19 protein-coding genes and 2 pseudogenes are annotated in these 17769 nt (G+C 64.2%); 10 read left to right on the top strand and 11 right to left on the bottom strand.

Annotation, left to right across the window (positions count from 1 at the left end):
* Positions 1 to 4: 4 nt before the first annotated feature.
* Together RTCK_RS12510 and rpmB are read right to left on the bottom strand one after the other, a co-directional pair.
* A complete protein-coding gene (locus RTCK_RS12510) occupies positions 5 to 643 on the bottom strand; it encodes a VUT family protein (RefSeq protein ID WP_142593022.1) in 639 nt (212 codons plus the stop codon).
* A 106-nt stretch (positions 644 to 749) separates the two neighbouring features.
* Positions 750 to 1049 carry a 50S ribosomal protein L28 gene (gene rpmB, locus RTCK_RS12505; protein WP_142522722.1) on the bottom strand — a complete coding sequence of 100 codons (300 nt, stop codon included), beginning with the start codon at positions 1047 to 1049 and terminating at the stop codon, positions 750 to 752.
* Positions 1050 to 1305: 256 nt separating this feature from the next.
* Here rpmB and RTCK_RS12500 point away from each other — a divergent pair, with 256 nt between their 5' ends.
* Genes RTCK_RS12500 through RTCK_RS12490 form a run of 3 tightly spaced genes read left to right on the top strand, consistent with a single transcriptional unit; the run spans position 1306 to position 3654 of the window.
* Complete coding sequence (locus RTCK_RS12500) at positions 1306 to 2079, top strand: DUF3108 domain-containing protein (protein WP_142593021.1); 774 nt, start codon at positions 1306 to 1308, stop codon at positions 2077 to 2079.
* 27 nt (positions 2080 to 2106) lie between these two features.
* The gene (gene yddG, locus RTCK_RS12495; RefSeq protein ID WP_142593020.1) at positions 2107 to 2997 is read left to right on the top strand and encodes an aromatic amino acid exporter YddG; all 891 of its coding nucleotides are present in this window, start codon (positions 2107 to 2109) and stop codon (positions 2995 to 2997) included.
* Between the two features lie 9 nt (positions 2998 to 3006).
* A complete protein-coding gene (locus RTCK_RS12490) occupies positions 3007 to 3654 on the top strand; it encodes a lysoplasmalogenase (protein WP_142593019.1) in 648 nt (215 codons plus the stop codon).
* Here RTCK_RS12490 and RTCK_RS12485 read toward each other — a convergent pair.
* A pseudogene (locus RTCK_RS12485) lies at positions 3646 to 4080 on the bottom strand (cupin domain-containing protein). The gene RTCK_RS12490 and the pseudogene RTCK_RS12485 sit on opposite strands and share 9 nt — an antisense overlap.
* A gap of 12 nt (positions 4081 to 4092) precedes the next feature.
* Complete coding sequence (gene gloB / locus RTCK_RS12480; RefSeq protein ID WP_142522727.1) at positions 4093 to 4863, bottom strand: hydroxyacylglutathione hydrolase; 771 nt, start codon at positions 4861 to 4863, stop codon at positions 4093 to 4095.
* Between the two features lie 89 nt (positions 4864 to 4952).
* Between gloB and RTCK_RS12475 the strand changes: the two genes are divergently transcribed.
* The 3 genes from RTCK_RS12475 to RTCK_RS12465 all read left to right on the top strand — a co-directional run bounded on the left by RTCK_RS12475 (position 4953) and on the right by RTCK_RS12465 (position 7834).
* Positions 4953 to 5717: a class I SAM-dependent methyltransferase gene (locus RTCK_RS12475; RefSeq protein ID WP_142522728.1), complete on the top strand. Its 765-nt coding sequence runs from the start codon at positions 4953 to 4955 to the stop codon at positions 5715 to 5717.
* Positions 5718 to 5798: 81 nt separating this feature from the next.
* Complete coding sequence (gene hisC / locus RTCK_RS12470) at positions 5799 to 6908, top strand: histidinol-phosphate transaminase (protein ID WP_142593018.1); 1110 nt, start codon at positions 5799 to 5801, stop codon at positions 6906 to 6908.
* Positions 6905 to 7834, top strand: a complete 930-nt coding sequence (locus RTCK_RS12465) for a prephenate/arogenate dehydrogenase family protein (protein ID WP_142593017.1) — start codon at positions 6905 to 6907, stop codon at positions 7832 to 7834. Before hisC ends, RTCK_RS12465 begins: the two co-directional genes overlap by 4 nt.
* Before the next feature lie 3 nt (positions 7835 to 7837).
* Here the strand turns inward: RTCK_RS12465 and RTCK_RS12460 are convergent, their stop codons facing one another.
* Positions 7838 to 8845 (bottom strand): DUF2125 domain-containing protein, encoded by a 1008-nt coding sequence (locus RTCK_RS12460; RefSeq protein WP_142593016.1) that lies wholly within the window; start codon positions 8843 to 8845, stop codon positions 7838 to 7840.
* A gap of 57 nt (positions 8846 to 8902) precedes the next feature.
* On the opposite strand from RTCK_RS12460, the gene RTCK_RS12455 reads away from it, so the two are divergent.
* Positions 8903 to 9436: a gamma-glutamylcyclotransferase gene (locus tag RTCK_RS12455; protein WP_142522732.1), complete on the top strand. Its 534-nt coding sequence runs from the start codon at positions 8903 to 8905 to the stop codon at positions 9434 to 9436.
* Between the two features lie 7 nt (positions 9437 to 9443).
* Here RTCK_RS12455 and RTCK_RS12450 read toward each other — a convergent pair whose 3' ends face one another.
* From RTCK_RS12450 to ftsE, 4 genes are all read right to left on the bottom strand, one after another.
* The gene (locus RTCK_RS12450; protein WP_142593015.1) at positions 9444 to 10247 is read right to left on the bottom strand and encodes a lysophospholipid acyltransferase family protein; all 804 of its coding nucleotides are present in this window, start codon (positions 10245 to 10247) and stop codon (positions 9444 to 9446) included.
* A gap of 79 nt (positions 10248 to 10326) precedes the next feature.
* Positions 10327 to 11007 carry a YdcF family protein gene (locus RTCK_RS12445; RefSeq protein ID WP_142522734.1) on the bottom strand — a complete coding sequence of 227 codons (681 nt, stop codon included), beginning with the start codon at positions 11005 to 11007 and terminating at the stop codon, positions 10327 to 10329.
* A gap of 123 nt (positions 11008 to 11130) precedes the next feature.
* Positions 11131 to 12138, bottom strand: a complete 1008-nt coding sequence (locus RTCK_RS12440) for a cell division protein FtsX (protein ID WP_142593014.1) — start codon at positions 12136 to 12138, stop codon at positions 11131 to 11133.
* Positions 12131 to 12790 carry a cell division ATP-binding protein FtsE gene (gene ftsE, locus RTCK_RS12435; RefSeq protein ID WP_142522736.1) on the bottom strand — a complete coding sequence of 220 codons (660 nt, stop codon included), beginning with the start codon at positions 12788 to 12790 and terminating at the stop codon, positions 12131 to 12133. Before ftsE ends, RTCK_RS12440 begins: the two co-directional genes overlap by 8 nt.
* Positions 12791 to 13000: 210 nt before the next feature.
* On the opposite strand from ftsE, the gene RTCK_RS12430 reads away from it, so the two are divergent.
* From RTCK_RS12430 to RTCK_RS12420, 3 genes are all read left to right on the top strand, one after another.
* A complete protein-coding gene (locus RTCK_RS12430) occupies positions 13001 to 13642 on the top strand; it encodes a DUF3426 domain-containing protein (RefSeq protein WP_142593013.1) in 642 nt (213 codons plus the stop codon).
* A 42-nt stretch (positions 13643 to 13684) separates the two neighbouring features.
* Positions 13685 to 14239 (top strand): hypoxanthine phosphoribosyltransferase, encoded by a 555-nt coding sequence (hpt, locus tag RTCK_RS12425; RefSeq protein ID WP_142522738.1) that lies wholly within the window; start codon positions 13685 to 13687, stop codon positions 14237 to 14239.
* A gap of 122 nt (positions 14240 to 14361) precedes the next feature.
* A complete protein-coding gene (locus RTCK_RS12420; protein ID WP_142522739.1) occupies positions 14362 to 14736 on the top strand; it encodes a response regulator in 375 nt (124 codons plus the stop codon).
* Positions 14737 to 14742: 6 nt separating this feature from the next.
* Here the strand turns inward: RTCK_RS12420 and RTCK_RS12415 are convergent, their stop codons facing one another.
* Together RTCK_RS12415 and RTCK_RS12410 are read right to left on the bottom strand one after the other, a co-directional pair.
* Complete coding sequence (locus tag RTCK_RS12415; RefSeq protein ID WP_235988678.1) at positions 14743 to 17436, bottom strand: TIGR02302 family protein; 2694 nt, start codon at positions 17434 to 17436, stop codon at positions 14743 to 14745.
* A 161-nt stretch (positions 17437 to 17597) separates the two neighbouring features.
* Positions 17598 to 17769: pseudogene (locus RTCK_RS12410) on the bottom strand (diaminopimelate decarboxylase); the annotation flags it as partial.

Genomic DNA, 17769 nt, shown 5'->3' with positions numbered 1-17769 from the left:
ACTGTCAGTTCGGGGCCCGGGCCGGCGGCATCGGCTTCAGCACACTCATCAGCGCTCCATAGGGCAGGAGCATCACGATGCCGACCAGCACTTTCACGCTCAGGTCCCCCAGCGCCCAGGAAACCCAGCGCGGAACCTCCAGCGACAGGACGCCGAGGAGCGGGGCCCATTCAATCGCGAAGGGATCGTTTGCGCCGAAGACGAAGAACGCCGGCGCGAAGGCGAGCGAGAAGAACAGCAGCGTGTCGAGAGCCGAGCCGGCGAGCGAGCCTGCAAGCGGCGCCCGCCACCAGGTCTGTCGGCGAAGGCGGTTGAACACCGAGATGTCGAGAAGCTGGCCAATCAGGAAGGCAGAGCCCGAGGCGATGGCGATGCGCGGAACCGAGGTCCAGAAGGAAAGGGCAACGCCCGCAAAGAAGCCCGCGAAGACGACGCGGCGGGCGATCGACGGGCCGAACTGCCGATTGGTGAGATCGGTGACGAGGAAGGCTACGGGATAGGTGAAGGCGCCCCAGGTCAGCAGGTCTCCGAGGGCAATCCCCCAGAGGGTTCCGCTGAGCGGATACTGCACCAGGAAGTTGGAAGAGACGACGACTGCCGTCATAAGCAGCGCGTAGACGAGGGTATAGCGTGTGACTTGCATTTTTTTATCCTGGGTGATGCCACCAGTTGGAGTGCGATTGTCTTCAAGACAAAGGGCCTGAGCGGTTTCCCGTCAAGCCCTCCCGGAACCGATTATTGTTCGAAGCTTAGGCGGCAGCTGCAGCTTCGGAGGTCTTCTTGGCGATCTGGCGGCGCAGGAGACGGGCGCGCATCGACAGCTCGTTTTCGTCGGCCTTCAGCAGGAAGGCGTCGAGGCCGCCACGATGCTCGACCGAGCGCAGGGCATGGGCCGAAACGCGCAGGCGGAAACGCTGGCCGAGCGCGTCGGAGATCAGCGTGACGTGGCACAGGTTCGGCAGGAACCGGCGGCGCGTCTTGTTGTTTGCGTGGCTGACGTTGTTGCCGGTCTGAACGCCCTTGCCGGTCAGTTCGCACATACGAGACATGGGTACACCTTTGTTGTTCTTCTGCAATCGAATGGTACTTCCGGGCAATGCCCGGCGCGCCGATCCAACTGGTCTGATTGGAAAGTTGCGGTTCTATAGTCAGTGAGGCCTCTCCCGTCAAGCCAAAACCTCGGTTCTTTGCGCTCCCATCGACCTGTAAGGACAATCGCGGGCTATTTTCTTGCCACAGTGCGGGCATTATATGTTCCTTGCGGGAGACGCGAGGTCTCCGCGCTCACCATTTCGGGAAACAGCCATGACCGGGCGCCGTAGGTCCATCCCAGCTGCTGCATTCGCGCTTTCGCTTATCGCCGGACCAGCCGGAACGGCCGGCACCCGCCATGTCAGCGAGTATGACATCTCGCTTGGTATCCTGCCGGTCGCCAAGGCGTCCTTTGCCAGCGAATTCGGCAGCGGCGACTATCGCATCACCGGCAGCTTCCGGTCGTGGGGGCTGGCGGAGATCATCAGCAAGATCTCGGCGGAAACCAGTGTCACCGGCCGCAAGCGCGGAGACAAGCTGGAAGCGGAGCGCTACAACCTCGTCTACAAGACCGGCAAGCGGACCCGCATCTACGAGGTGACCTATCGCAACGGGGACGTGACCCGATCGGTGATGAAGCCGGAGCCGAAGCGGCGGCCTGCGAACTGGGTGCCGGTCGCACCGGAGGACCTGCGGTCGGTCCTCGACCCGCTGACCGGGCTGGTGTTCTCCGGAGATGCCAAGGTCTGCCCCAGCCGCGTGCCGATCTATGACGGCGAGTCGCGAATGGACCTCATCCTCAAGCGGAAGGGGACGGAAAGCTTCTCGACCGAAGGCTTTGAAGGGGAAGTCATCGTCTGCGAGATACGCTACGTCCCGAAGTCCGGCTTCCGCCGCGGCCGCTCCGACATCGAGCATCTCCGGAAGACGCCGATGGAGATCTGGTTTGCCAAGGCGCAATCGGTGAATGTATATGCTCCCGTCTATGCCCGCATTCCGACGAGCATGGGGCATGTCTATGTGAAAGCCGCCAGATACGGCGGCTGACGGGGCGTTTGCCCCGGAGGGGGCAGGGTGAAAGTACGCGGGACACTGATCGGCTTCACGGCCATCCTGATGTGGTCGCTGCTGGCCTTGATGACGGCGGCCTCGGGGAAAATGCCGCCCTTCCAGCTTTCGGCCATCACCTTCGCCATCGGCAGTCTGCCGGGGCTTCTCCTGTTTGCTGCGAGGCCGCAGCGGCTGAAGCTTCTCCGGCAGCCGCCCAAGGTGTGGGTCACCGGGATCGCCGGCCTGTTCGGCTATCATTTCCTGTACTTCACCGCGCTACGCAACGCACCGGCCGTCGAGGCGGGACTGATCGCCTATCTCTGGCCGCTGTTCATCGTCGTGGGTTCGGCGCTGCTGCCGGGGGAAAGGCTTCGGTGGCATCACGTCGCGGGCGCGCTTGCCGGGCTTGCCGGCACCGTCGCGATAGTGTCGCGCAACGGTATCTCCTTCGACGACCAGTATGCGCTGGGCTATGGCGCTGCCTTCCTCTGCGCCTTCACCTGGTCCGGCTATTCGCTGCTCACGCGCAGTTTCGACCGCGTCTCCACCGATGTCGTCACCGGATTCTGCCTTGCCACCTCGCTTCTGTCATTCGTCTGCCACCTCGCGCTCGAAACGACCGTCTGGCCGGCCGACGCCGGGCAGTGGCTGGCCGTGGTGGGGCTTGGCCTGCTGCCGGTGGGCACCGCCTTCTATGCCTGGGACTACGGAGTCAAGAACGGCGACATCCAGATCATCGGGGCTGCGAGCTATGCCGCGCCGCTTCTTTCGACGCTGATCCTGGTGGCGAGCGGGTTCGCCGAGCCTGATTGGCGCATCCTGCTCGCCTGCCTGCTGATCACCGGCGGGGCAGTTCTGGCAGCGCGCGACATGCTCGTTTCGCGCCGAAGACGGGATGCAGCACCGGCGGAATAGGTCGTGCATATGATCCCGCTTCTCCTCCTGCTAGCGTCGGTTCTGCTGGGGCTTTCCTATTTCCGCTGCCTGGAGAAGCCCGCCGGCCATGCCCGTGCGGCCATGAAGACGGCGCCGGTCCTTCTCCTCGCCATCTATGCGGTCGCCGCCGACGGGCCGGGATGGCTGGTCGCAGCCCTTCTTCTCGGTGCCCTCGGGGACCTCTGTCTTGCCTATGACGGCGAGCGCGCCTTCATGGCCGGGCTCGTTGCCTTCCTCCTGTCGCACATCGCCTATGTCGTGCTGTTCCTGCCCAGGGCGGACCCGGAACTGGTGACGTCAGAGACGTGGCGCCTGGCCTGCGCCGGTGCCCTTGCAGTACTGGTGCCCGCCCTCATCCTCGTCCTGTGGCGACCCGCGGGGCCATTGGCGACACCCGTCGCGGTCTATGGGATCGTCATCGGCAGCATGGAGCTTACCGCTCTTGCCGTGGCGGATCCTCTCATATTCCTGGGTGCCGCGCTGTTCCTCTTCTCCGATACGGCGCTGGCGACGGAGAAGTTTCTGGTGGCGCCCGATCGCCCGCGGGGCCGTCCGCTGCGCCTCTTCGTCTGGGCGAGCTACTATGGAGCTCAACTCGTCTTCACGCTCGCGGTCGCGGGACTGCCCTCAGGCTGAACCGGGCTCCCAGTCCGGCGGAGCAAGCTCGAAGGCGGAGAAGTCGAAGCCCGGAGCAACCGTGCAGCCGACGAGGGTGTAGGCGCCGAGCGGTTCTGCCGCCTGCCACGCCCCCGCCGGCACTATGCCCTGCGGGCGTTCTCCGTGGGGAATGTTCAGCCCCAGCGTGATCGTCTCCACCGCGATGCCGTCGGGCGAGATTCTGAGCCTCAACGGATCGCCGGCATAGAAATGTCAGACTTCGGCGGCGTCGCGCACACGGTGCCAATGCGACCGCTCACCCGCTTGCAGCAGATAGTAGATGGCGGTGGAATGGCCGCGGCCACCGCCCGTGGCGTCGCGAAATGTTTCGGCGTACCAGCCGCCCTCCGGGTGGCGCTGCATGCCGAGCGCGCGGATGATCTCCTGGGGATCCTTGATCGTCATGGGGCGGGAACGTCAGAAGTTGTCCTTGCGCTTGCGGATCTCCGCAAACACCTCTTCATCGGTGCGGCTTTCCATCAGCAGGTGACGGCGGATCGCAGGATCGGTGGCCCGCAGGAAGGGGTTCGTCTCCTTCTCGAGCCCGATCGTGGTCGGAATGGTGAAGCGGTTTGCCGCCCGTGCGGCATCGATGTCGCGAGCCCTTTCCTGAAGACGCGCATTGTCCGGATCGATGGTGAGCGCAAAGCGGGCGTTGGAGAGCGTGTATTCGTGGCCGAAATAGACGGCGGTTTCATCGGGAAGGGCCGCAAGCTTCTGCAGCGAGTGCCACATATCCGCAGCCGGGCGCTCGAACAATCGTCCGCAGCCGAGCGCAAACAGCGTATCGGCCGCAAAGAGGATCTTGTCGTCCGGGAAATGGTAGCAGACATGGCCTGCGGTATGGCCCGGCGTCTCGATGACGCAGACCCTGCGGGCGCCGAACTCAAACTCGTCGCCATCCGCCACCGTCTTGTCGAGGCCGGGAATGGCCACTGCCTCGTTGATCGGGCCGATGACCTGCAGATCGAAACGATCCTTCAGGGCGAGGTTCGCCTCCACGTGATCGGTGTGGTGATGTGTCGTGAAGATGTGGCTGAGCGTCCAGCCGCGCCGGGCGGCGGCGTCCAGGACGGGCTGTTCTTCCGGAGCATCGATGGAGGCTGTCAGCCCCGTTTCCGGATCGTGCACTAGCACGCCATAGTTGTCGCTACGGCACTGAAAGATCTCGATTTCCAGTGGCTTCATGGTGCTGCCCCCGTTGCAATAATGGCGTCGCGGTTCAATGTAGATGGTCCCGCTATGATGTCCAACGGCTCTCTGCTAGCTTTTTTGTGATGCACACCGATATCGTCGATCTCCGCGAGTTCTATCAATCACAGCTGGGCCGCCTGGCGGAGCAGGCCATTACGCTCGCCCTCTCCTCGCTATGGGCGAGGCTCCCGGAGGAGCGGCTGGTCGGCCTCGGCTATGCCGTGCCCTATCTCGACCGGTTCCGATCCGATACCGAGCGGACCTTCGCCTTCATGCCGGCGGGGCAGGGGGCGGTCAACTGGCCTTCCGGCGAGCTGTCGGCCACGGCGCTCGTCTTCGACGAGGAGCTGCCGTTGCCGGATTCGTCGGTCGACCGCGTCCTCATGGTCCATTCGCTGGAGTTCGCGGAGAACCCGCGCGAGACGCTCAAGGAGTTGTGGCGCGTGCTGGCGCCGGGCGGGCGGCTGGTGATCGTGGTCCCGAACCGCCGCGGCGTGTGGGCGCGCATGGAACATACCCCCTTCGGCTCCGGCCGGCCCTATTCACGCGGCCAGCTGACCTCGCTGCTGCGGGAAACGAACTTCACGCCGGCCGCCAGCGCCGAGGCACTGTTCTTTCCCCCGTCGAAGATCCGCACCGTCCTGCGTTTCCGCAACGTGATCGAGCGGATGGGACGGCGGTTCTGGCCCGTCTTTTCAGGAGTCATCATCGTGGAGGCACAGAAGCGCCTCTACCAGGGTCTGCCGGTCGCCACGCGGGCTTCGCGGCGGGTCTTCGTGCCGGTTCTTGCACCGCGGGGCGTGCCGACGACGCGGGATGCGGCGGATGCTTGCGGGAGCAGGACCTGACCCTCGACAAAGCCCGGTTTCGGCTTTAATGCCACAGGATCAACTACCGCCGCCGGTTTGTCTTTCCAGAAGGTCGATTCCATGAGCATCGTCGTCAATGAGCCTGTTCCGCGTCCGGGCATACTGGACATAGCCGCCTATGTGCCCGGCAAGGAACATGCCCCCGGCGTTGCGCGCGTGTTCAAGCTCTCGTCCAATGAGACGCCACTGGGGGCCAGCCCGAAGGCGATCGAGGCATTCAAGGCAGCTGCCGACCATCTGGAGATCTATCCGGACGGGCAAGCGACGGAGCTGCGAAACGCAATCGCAGCCGTGCATGGCCTGAACCCGGCCAACATCCTCTGCGGCAACGGCTCGGACGAGCTGCTGGGCCTCCTCTGCCACGTCTATCTCGGCGCCGGCGACGAAGGCATCATCACCGAGCACGGTTTCCTCGTCTACAAGATCCAGATCATGGCTGCCGGCGCCAAGCCGGTCGTCGTCAAGGAGAAGGATTGCTGCGTCGATGTCGACGCGATCCTGGCCGCCGTGACCGAGAAGACGAAGATTGTCTTCATCGCCAATCCCGGCAACCCGACGGGCACCTATGTGTCGGTCTCGGAGATCCGCCGTCTGCAGGCGGCGCTGCCCAAGAACGTCATCCTCGTGCTCGACGCCGCCTATGCCGAATATGTCCGGCGCAACGATTACGAGGCGGGGCTGGAACTGGTGTCGACCAGCCGCAACGTCGTGATGACGCGCACCTTCTCCAAGGCCTACGGTCTGGCGGCGCTGCGCATCGGCTGGATGTATGCGCCGGCCGCCATCATCGACGCGCTGAACCGGGTCCGCGGCCCGTTCAACATGAATGCCCCGGCTATTGCCGCCGGCGCTGCCGCGGTCCGCGACCAGGCCTTCATCGGAAAGGCAGTCGAGCATAACATGCTCTGGCTCGACAAGCTGACGCATGCCTTCCAGTCGATCGGCCTGAAAGTCACGCCCTCGGTCACCAATTTCCTGCTCATCCATTTTCCGGATATCGACGGCAGGCGCGCCGACGATGCCGACGCCTTCCTGACCAGCCGCGGCTATATTCTCCGGGCGGTAAAGGGCTACGGCTTTGCCAACTCGCTGCGCATGACAGTCGGCTCCGAGGAGGCCAACCGCGGGGTCATCGAGACCCTGGGCGAATTCATGGGCAGGAGCTCATGACGGAGGGATGTTTCGACCGGATAGCGCTGATCGGCATAGGCCTCATAGGCTCGTCCATCGCCCGCGACGTCAAGGAACTCGGTCTGGCGAAGGAGGTGGTAATCTCCACGCGCAGCGCCGAGACGCTGCGGCGCGCGGAGGAACTCCAGCTCGGAACCCACTACGTGGCTTCGGCAGCCGCGGCGGTGAAGGATGCGGACCTGGTGATCGTATCGGTGCCGGTCGGCGCCTCGGAAGAGGTGGCGAGGCAGATCTCCCCGAATCTCAAGCCCGGGGTGATCGTCACCGATGTCGGTTCCACCAAGGCCTCCGTCATCGCGCAGATGACGCCGCACATGCCGCAAGGCGTCCATTTCATTCCGGGCCACCCCTTGGCGGGCACGGAAAAGTCCGGTCCCGATGCCGGCTTTGCCGGCCTGTTCCGTGGCCGCTGGTGCATCTTTACGCCGCTGCCGGATACGGATCCGCAGGCGCTCGACCGGCTGAAGGCCTTCTGGACGGCGCTCGGCTCGCGGATCGACGAGATGGACCCGCAGCACCACGACAAGGTGCTCGCCATAGTCTCGCACCTGCCGCACATCATCGCCTACAACATCGTCGGCACCGCCGACGATCTCGAAACGGTAACGGAATCGGAAGTCATCAAGTATTCCGCCTCCGGCTTCCGCGACTTCACGCGTCTGGCGGCGTCCGATCCGACCATGTGGCGCGACGTCTGCCTGCATAACCGCGACGCCATCCTCGAAATGCTGGCGCGGTTTTCAGAGGATCTCGCCTATCTGCAGAGGGCGATCCGCTGGGGCGAGGGCGACAAGCTGTTCGACCTCTTCACCCGCACCCGCGCCATCCGCCGCTCCATCATCGAGGCAGGCCAGGACGTCGATGCGCCCGACTTCGGGCGCCATGCGCTCGATCCGAAGACGTGAGGATCACAGCCGCGGTATCTCGCCGATGGGGATGAAACCGCCGGCGAGGACCTTGCCGCGCTGGATCGTCAGGTCGATCGAAGCACTCTGCCCGCCGCCATTGAGAGCCGAGAGCATGCCCGCGACCGTCTGCAGCACCGGAGCGGCTTCCGGAAAGGCCTGGGCGAGGCTGCGGCGCCAGGCGTCGATCTGTTCGACCTGCAGTTTCAGCCGCCCCGAAAGATAACCTTCCTCGTCGACCGAGAACGGGCCTGTGACGGTTACAACGCGACCTTCACCGAGGTCGGCGGAGAGCCGGCGCATCTCGCCTTCTGTCCCGTAGAGCGCAAGTCCGTTCGGATCGCTGCCGTCGATCATGCCGGCGCGTCCGACCAGGGTGGCATCGACCACCGCGGTCATTGCGGGCAGCAGTTCCGGAAGTCCCTCGGCCCTTCCTCTGGCATTCAGCAGGGACAATGCGACGTCGAGATCGTCGCCGTTCTGGCGCAGGTGGATTTCGCTGCGTTCGCTGTCGAGGTTGAAGGCCTGGCCCTGTGCCGACGAAACGATGCCGGTGCTGCCGCCCTGGATCACCGTGGAACTCCGCTCGACGCCCCGCCCGTTGGTGACGAGGCTCGATTGCAGGCTGTCCCAGGTGGTTGAGACGGTCAGCCCGTGGCTGGTGCGAACCTCCGCCGGGCCATCCACTTCCCAGACGATATGACCGGGATCGTATACCTGTGCGGCCGATCGCAGCGCCCCCAGGGTGGCGGATATGCCGTTGTTGCGGTCGTCGACGGTAACCTTGGAGCAGAATAGTCCAATGCGGAAGGGATAGCCGCGATACTCGGCGTCCGGGCATTCGACGGTAATCCCGTTTGCCTCCTGGCTGCCGAGCAGGGCCAGCGTCCTTTCCTTGAGTTCGGACGCCGCATAGAACCAGCAGCCTGTGTAAAGCGCGATCGCCAGCACGATGGCCAATGCGAGAAGCCAAATCTTGCGGGTGACGCGGGTTCGGCTTGACGCTGCCATGTTGTTCTCCAATGGTGGCCTTCAATGCGGTGCGATGCGACGCGCCGTCGGGAACGCATGGCGCCGGATATGGACGAATTTTGGGTGTTTGGCTACGGTTCACTCATGTGGAATCCGGGCTTTCCGTATGTCGAGAAATCGGAGGCCCATGTTTTCGGATACCGTCGTTCCCTCTGCGTGCGCTCCCACGTTCATCGCGGTACGCCGGAGAGGCCTGGTCTGGTTCTGGGGCTCGACCGGGGCGGCTCCTGCCGCGGCGTGGCCTTCCGCGTGAGCGGCGAGGATCGGCCGGACGTGCTGGACTATCTGCGGGAGCGGGAACTCGTGACCCATGTCTACAAGGAGCGGCTGCTGCCCGTGCTGCTCGGCGACGGCCGTCGTGTGGAGGCGGTCGGCTATGTGGTCGACCGCGGACATCTGCAATATGCTGGCGCCCTCGATGTGGCGGAGGCCGCGGATATCGTCCGCCTTGCTGCCGGCAAGTCCGGGCCGAATTACGCCTATGTCATCAATACTGTCGCCCATCTAAGGGAAATGGGCATCCGTGACCACTGGCTCGAGGGCGTGGGCCGGCTGGTCGGCGAGGCATAGACCATCCTCAGGAGGGATGGTCTTCGGATTCGTCCGCCCTTAGTTCGGCAAGCCGCTTCACGGCCGTTGGCGGCAGTTGAAGATGCGGATTGGCCTCGACCGTCTCAACGAGCAGTTCGTCGCTCGCCTTCTCGAGCCTGTCGATCAGCGTCTGGAAGAAGGTGTCGGGATCGAGGCCCGGCTCGATCGGCGGCAGGATGCGCACCTTGAAATGTCCTGGGAATCGAACTGCGCGCCGGCGCGGCCAGAACAGGCCGGGATGCATCGCGATCGGCACGACCGGCACCTGGATGTCGCGATAGATGCGCGCGATGCCGTAGCGGTATTCCGGCCCAGCACCGGGGGAACGGCGCGTCCCCTCCGGATAGATGATGAGCTGGCGGCCGTTCTCCATCTCCTGCTTCGTCCGCTCCATGACGGCCACCATCACCTTACCGCGGGCGCCGCGGTTGACCGGGATCATCCGCTGCTTCATCACGTACCAGCCGAAGAGCGGGATCCACAGCAACTCGCGCTTGAGGATGTAGACCGGATCCTTCTGCCAGGGCAGGAGCGCGAAGGTATCCCAGAAGGACTGGTGCTTCGGCGCGAAGATGCAGCCGCCTTCGGGGATGTTCTCCAGTCCTTCGATCTCGAAGGTCGTTCCCACGATCTTCTCCATCAGCCAATGATTGGAGCGAGCCCAGTTCTTGGGAATGCGATAGGCCTGCTTGCGCGGCAGGATGAAATAGGCCGGCGTCAGCACGATCATCTGGATGATGAGGTTCGCGTAGAACGCGATATTGAACAGGATGGACCGAACCATCAGCATGCAGGACTTCCTCGTGGGTCAACGGCTCCTACACGAGAACGTGAGAGAACAAAAGACGGCAGCCACGGGATGCGCGGGATCAGAGAATTGTCCGGAAGCCGGTAGCCTCGCTCTTCTCGTCGGTTCTAAGGCCCTTTGCCGATCCGAGCCCGGTCCAGTCGCGGATGGTTGCCGCAACCACCTTTCCATATTCTTGGATCAAGATGCGAACGACGTCGGGCTCGGCGAACCAGGCCTTGCGGGTGAGATCGGAATTGACCACGGGATAGGGAATATAGACCGTCACGGGATCGACCCTGCGCAGTTCATGGAGGCTGCGGGGCATGTGGTAGTTCTGGGTCACCACCAGCACGACGCGGAAGCCGTTGTCGTGGATCCAGCGGGAGATCTCGTTGGCATTGCCGATCGTGTCGATCGCGTCATAGCCTATGTCGACGCAGCACGAAAACAGGTCGGGCGGCGTCTGCGTCATCTTCTGGATCTGCGCCGGACTCGTCGAAGGATGGGCGCCGGAGATCAGGAGACGCTTGCCGGCGCCGTCGCGAAGCAGGCCGGCGGCCTGGTCTATGCGCTGGTATCCCCCTGTCAGCACCACGATGGCGTCGGCCTTTACCCCCTCCGGCGGCTGCAGCGATGCCACGGAATCGGCAAACCAGAGGAAGCCTCCGGCGAAGGCGGCGACGACCGCCAGGACTCCGGTTATCGCCCATCGCCCCATCCGCCTCAGTCGGCTGTGGCGGGAGAAGAGCTGGCGGGACATGCGCGCGCGCCTGGACGGGCCCAGCGAGCGATTGTCCTTGGATGAACGGGGCGTGCTCATGATTCTGTGAATAGACCGAGTCCTCCGCCGAGAACAGGTTTTTGTATCGACACGGACCTTATGTCACGACGCCGGAAGGCCATCGGATCTTGCCGGATCGGAACGGATGAGGTCGATCTCGTCGATCGTGCGCATGACGGTGAAACGGGCGGTCAGGGTGGTCAGGAGGGCGATCATGATCATCGTCACCATGATGCCGAGATAGCCTTCGAAGCCGAGCGAGAACGTGCCGAAAAGAGCTGTCGCCTGATCGCTCTCCGGGGTTGCCCGCGCATTGGATTGCCATAGGCCGAGGACAGCGAACAGCAGCGCGGCGACTGCGCTGCCGGCAGCCGATCCCTTCAGGCTGATCTTCAGGAAGTGCTTCTGGAATTCCCTAGCGACGAAGGCGCTTTCCGCCCCCACGAAATGCAGCACCTCCACGATGTGCCGGTTACCCGAGATCACGCCGCGGGTGGCAAAGACGACCGTCAGGACCATGGCGGTGAAGACGAGGACCAGGACACCGGTTCCGATCAGGACCGTCGTCCGTGCCATGGACACCAGCCGGTCCACCCATGTCCGGTGATCGTCCAGGAATGCCTGTGGCAGTTCCAGCGCCAGGAGTTCCCGCATTTCCGCGAAGTCCGGCGGGTTCTGCTCGTCGATGGTCACGACCACCAGCCGGGGAACCGGCAGTTCGTCAAGGTCGAGCCCGGCGCCCAGCCATGGCTCCAGCAGGCGCGCGGTCGCCGCGTCGTCGAGGATCGTGCCCTCCTTCGTGCCGACGAAGCCGAGCGCAAGGTCCTTCGCCTTCTGCAGCGCCTCGTCCATGTTCAGTCCGTCGGCCGGCTTGATCTGGATGGTGATCTCGCGCGAAATCTGGCTTTGCCAGCTCGCGGCCGTGGCGCGCACCATGGTGACGGCGCCGAGCGTCAGGCAGGCCAGAAACGCCATGATCGCGATGACCACGATCAGCGCGTTGCCCTGGATATTGGAAGGCGGCAGGATCGGCGCCGTCGGCCGTACGCGCATCTGCGTGCGTCGAGCGGCGGCGGCCTGCGGGGCTTGCGGGTGACTCATCTCATTCATAGATGTCGAGCCGCCCTTCGGTGAGGATCATCCGGCGCGCGTGAACCTGGTCCATCAGCGCGAGATCGTGGGTGGCGATGACGACGGCCGTTCCCAGCCGGTTGAGCTCCAGGAAAAGCGACAGAAGTCGCTGCGCCATCGGCGGATCGACATTGCCCGTGGGCTCGTCGGCGAGGAGGATTTCGGGACGGTCGATCAGGGCGCGGGCGATCGCCGCCCGCTGCTTCTCGCCGCCCGAAAGAACCGGCGGCAGGACGTTAACGCGTTCGCCGAGGCCCACCCATTTCAGAAGCTCGATGACATCGTTGCGATAGGTATTCTCCTCCTTGCCGCGGACCCGCAGGGGCAAGGCTACGTTTTCGTAGGTGGTCAGGTGGTCGAGCAGCCGGAAATCCTGGAAGACGATGCCGACGCGCCGGCGCAGCATCGGCAGCTCGCCGCGCGGAATCTGCGACAGGTCCCGTCCGAACATGCGGATCAGCCCGCGGGTCGGCTGCAACGACATGAACAGCAGGCGCAGCAGAGTGGTCTTGCCGGCCCCGGAGGGACCGGTGAGGAACTGGAACGACCGCTTCGGGATGTCGAAGGTCATGTCCCGAAGGATTTCCGGACCCATCCCGTAACGGAGGCCGACGTTCTCGAAGTGAATCAAATGGAACCCGAGTCCCCTGTTGCACCGCCCCGCCAACCAGGGCCAGGCGATGTCTATCGCCACCGGATTAGCTCGTTTTAGGGCCGCATTTTCGAAGCATTAACCATTTGAATTTACGACTGCGTAGGATTCGATTCAATGCCAAGTTTTCCGACATCCGGAAGCGCGGCACTTCAGGGCCTGACGAACAAGGGTCCGGAAAGGGAATGGATGACCGTCATCGACATCCTGCCGCCCGAACAGAGATCAGTCCGTGTTCGCGTTGCGCACCCTGCTGCCGGGAACGTTGCGGACGCCAGTTTCGTCACCATCCCGCGAACCGTTCGCCGGTCGGCGAGCACCCGCAATCAGCAGCGTCGTCCCCTGCGACTGACGGACTTTCGATCGCTCCGCGACTGGATCGATCTGATCGGAGCGGGGATGGCGGCCGCGGAGCGGAGGCTCATGCGCCTGTCGGCCGATTTCTTTGCGGCCGTCGTCGCCGTCATTTTCATTGCGGTCTTTGGTCTGGCCGGCGGATTTTCTCTTTTCCTGGAAGATGCCGCGCCGGCGCAGGCGCCTGGGCTGGACCTTACCCATGTCAACCTCACTTCCCAGGATGCAGACGGCATGGGAGCTCTCCTGATCACCGGGATCATCAAGAACAATGGCGATCAGCGTCTTGAGGTGCCGGCGGTCCACGCCGATCTGGTGACGGAAGGCGCCACGGTCGCCGGCGCGGTGATCCAGCCTCCTGTTGCCACGATGGAGGGCGGGCATAGCCATGGTTTCTCCGCCCGCATACGGCATCCCGGTGGAAAAATGCCCGAACTCCGGCTTTCCTTCGCATCGCCGGATGCTTCCGCGCCCTGACTGTGCTATCGGCGGCCTTCCGGAACCAGCCAGGAGAGCCCCATGCCCGTCGTTCGCGGCAAGATCATTGAGCCGCTTTACAACGCAGAGGCCATCGCGGAACGCAACCGGGCCATTGCGGCTGAAATCGCCAAGGGACCGACGAAGGACCTGCTCGTCATCGCGATCCTGAAGGGCTCGTTCATCTTCGCGGCCGACCTCATCCGCGCGCTGCATGATGTCGGCCTTGCGCCGGAAGTGGAGTTCATCACGCTGTCCAGTTATGGCGCCGGGACCGTCTCCCAAGGCGTGCGCATCGTGAAGGACATCGACAGCGACGTGAAGGATCGGGACGTCCTGCTGATCGACGATATCCTGGAGTCCGGCCGAACTCTGCTGTTCGCCAAGAACATGCTCTACGAGCGCGGTGCGAGACATGTCTCCATTGCCGTGCTTCTGGACAAGAGCGTGAAGCGGAAGGAAGCGCTGGAGGCGGATTACGTCGGCTTCGAATGCCCCGACTATTTCGTGGTGGGCTATGGAATGGACGTCGCCTATGCCTTCCGCGAACTGCCCTTCGTTGGGGTCGTGACCGGAGACGCGCCGGGCGAGAGTTAGCAGTTCTTCGTCTGCAACTCCTTAACCATGCTGCCCGACGCGAGGTCGTTCGTTTACTCCTCGACAAGGAAAGTCTGGTGATTTGCTCCCGAAATGAGACATAACGGGAGACAGCGAGCGCCATGGCCAAGATCCTGATCACGGAAGACGAGGATTCGCTGCGCATGTTCGTGGCGCGGGCCCTTCGCCTCGACGGTCATGAGACCCATGAGGCCGGCGATGGCGCGGAGGGGCTGGAGAAGCTTGGCGAGGCCGATTTCGACCTCCTGCTTTCCGACATCCGGATGCCCGTGATGGACGGCATCGAACTGGCGCACCAGGCGGCCGCCCGCCATCCCAGCCTGAAGATCCTGCTGATGACGGGCTATGCGGAGCAGCGGGAACGTGCGGACGACTTGGCGACCAAGATCATCGACGTCGTCCAGAAGCCGTTCGCGCTTCCGGACATCCGGCGTGCAGTTGCGCAAGCCCTGGCGAACGCTCCGCAGGCGGCTTGAGGCCGGTCAGCGGATTTCGAGCAGCCGTTCAAGGTAACGGCGCTCGGTTTCTCCGGCCGACGGTCCCAACAGATTTTCCTGTATCGCCGTGCCGAGCTTTTCACGGATGGCTTCCAGGATACGACGTGCCTGCTGGACGTCGATCTCGTTCGGTACCTTCACCTGATCGCCGAAATCCGGTCCTGTGGTCGCCCGGGGACGGCCGAGGGGATCGCGGCCGTTCTGGTTACCCTGTGAAACTTCGCCGGGACCCTCGCCCTGACCCTGTCCCTGGCCCTGCTGCATGGCCTGCATCATCTGTTGCATCATGTTTTGGGCTCCCTGGCGCAGCGCGTTGAGCGCATTGCCCTGACCCTGAACCGCCCGCTCGCCCTCGCCTTCACCCAGCGCCTTTCCGGCGTTGCCCATTTCGCGCTCGGCCTCTCCGAAACCCTGTCCCGGCGGCATTCCGAGCTCCTTGAGCCCCTGCTGCAACTCCTGGAGCTTCTTGCCGAGCCCCTCCTGTTGCGCCTGCAGGTTCTTCAAGGCCTCCCGCAGCTGTTCGGCGGTCATCTGATCGGTGGGTGAACCCTGCTGCCTCTGTTGGCCTTGCTGCCCCTGTTGTCCTGGCTGTTGCTGCCCCTGTTCATAGGGCTGCTCGCCCTGCTGGCCGGGATCGCCCCGCTGCATGCGGTCGCGCAGAGCCTGGTCCAGCTTGAACGTCTCGTCCATCAGGCGCTGCTGCTCCTGCAAGATCTCGCCCAGCTTGTCGATCTGCTGGCGCATCTGGCTGTTCTGCTGCTGGCCCTGCTGACCCTGCGGCATCCGCCCGGCCTGCAGGTTGTTCATCATCCGCTGCAGTTCCGACAGCATCTGCTGGGCCGCGTCGCGATTGCCGGACCGGGCCAGATTCTCGATCTGGTCGAGCATGTTCTGCAGGTCGCGCTGGCGGATGACGTTCTGGGCCTGCATGTCCTGCGGCGCGCGCGGGCTGTTCTGCATCCGCTGTGCCAGCTCCGACATGAACTCCTGCATGGCCTGGCGAAGCTCGTCCATCAGTCTGGCGATCTCTTCGTCGCTCGCGCCGTTCTTCAGGGCTTCGTTCAAGGCATTCTGCGCATCACGAAGCCGTCGCTCAGCCGTCGACAGATCCCCATCATCGATGCCGAGCGCAATCTCCCAGAGATAGTCGGCCGCCGCCTTCAGCTGTTCCTCGCCGCGGGCGAGCTCCATACGGCCAAGCGCGGAGCGGATCAGGAGGAAGTGGGAGAGGTTCGGAATGGTCTCGTCCGGCCGCAGCGCCAGCGCCTCGTTCAGCTCGATCGCATGGGGCATCCGGCGAGTGTCCAGCGCGAAGACCTGACGCTGTTCGGCGACGGCCGCAGCCAAGGGTTCGGAAAAGGGTCGGGACGGCAGGACCATCTCATGGGGAGGGCTGCGCCCTGTCTGGCCGGCTCCGTCGGTTGCGACGAGGGTGATGCGTACGCGTTTGCCGGAAAGGGGATGCTCCGTGAGATCCCGGCTGGTCAGCCCCTTGACCTCGGCGCCGCTGCGCCTCGGCAGTTCCAGCTGGTATGTCGGCGGAGGATAGAGTGGCGAGGCGCCGGCGTCCGGGCTTTCCACCGGTTCGATCAGGGCGTGGGCCTCGCGGATGCCGTAGTCGTCCTTGCCCTGAAAGCCGATTTCCAGCGCGCCGTTGACCGCCCGGCGCGGCTGCTTGTCGAAGGCGATCTCCGGTGGACGGTCCGGTATGACGTTAAATGTCCACGAGTGGTCGTTGACGGCAAGCGTGCCGCTGCCGTCCAGTTTCATCGTGTAGGTTCGCCGCTGCAGGGACGAAGCGCCTTCGGTTGCTGTGGTGACGGGACCGCTCGGCGGTTGCTCGCCGGCTTTCGCGGCTTCCTTCTGCGCAGCGGCCCATTCTTCGCTGATGAGCGGGACGGGCTTTTCTTGCGAAACGGGCTTGAAGGTCACGGCTTCCCCGCCATCGCCGCCGGTGAGCCTGACCGTCAACTGGGAATGCTGGGGAAGCGAGAAAGCGGTGGTCGCGTCGGCTTCCCGGCCGGTCAGGAAGACGGGAGCACGGCCGGTATAGGAGGGAGGCGTCAGCCAGGCATCGATCCGCAGGTCCGGGCTCGTGCCCGCCGGAGGTGCCGAGGGACGGAAAGCGTCGGCGATCGTACCGGCGCCGTTGGAGAACGAAAATCCGAAGGCTGCCACGACAACGAGGGCCGGAATGGCGCGCAAGGCGAAGCGGTCGTGCCGGGCGATATCGGGCTGCGGGAGCCCGGCATCGAGGGCTGCGATCCGCCGAGCCATGCGGATCTGGTGCTCTTTCCACAGCGCGCGCGCAACCGGCGTGTCGTGGGAGAGGTCGTCCTCCTGCACCGCGACCGGCTGGTGCTCAAGATCGTTGCGCTCCTCCAGCAGGCGGTCAGCTTCGGCGGAAGCGGGCCAGCGGGTGCGGGCGATCGGGAGGAGGGCGGCAAGAAGACCGATGCCGAACAGCGCCACGATGCCCCAACGGAGAAGGTCCGGAACAAAACGGAAAACGCCGAACCAAGCGACGGAGAGAAACAGTGCCGCAAGGCCGAGAAGCGGCAGGAGACGCGGGGCGAGCCGCTCGATGAAAAGGACGAGGCGCGCCAGGGAGCGCTTCCAGGCAACGCGGCGGGCGAGCGTCGGAAGAGTGTCGAACGCCCCTTTGCGGATGATGCTCATGCGACCCGTCTCCTGTGGCGGCGCCATGCGGCCGCGCCGATCCGGCGCTACCGTTGCTTTCGAAGATAGCGATCTTTATGGCGAAGACGAGGGTGCCTGCCCGGCGGCAGGCAGATTTCTCGCGAGCTTCGAGCAAAAGTGAACGGCAGCGGGAAAAGCAGTCACGCCAGCCAGGCGGGAACCGAATCCAGACCGATCAGGTCCTCATAGCTGCCGCGCGGGCGAACGACATGGAAATCGCCGCCCTTCACGAGCACTTCCGGCACCAGAAGGCGCGAATTGTAGGTCCCTGCCTGGACGGCTCCGTAAGCGCCCGCCGAGCCGACGGCGATT

This window comes from Pseudorhizobium endolithicum, from assembly GCF_902153245.2.
GTDB classification, from domain to species: domain Bacteria; phylum Pseudomonadota; class Alphaproteobacteria; order Rhizobiales; family Rhizobiaceae; genus Neorhizobium; species Neorhizobium endolithicum.
The sequence above is the reverse complement of the archived record's forward strand: the minus strand, read 5'-3'. Positions and strand labels throughout refer to the sequence as shown.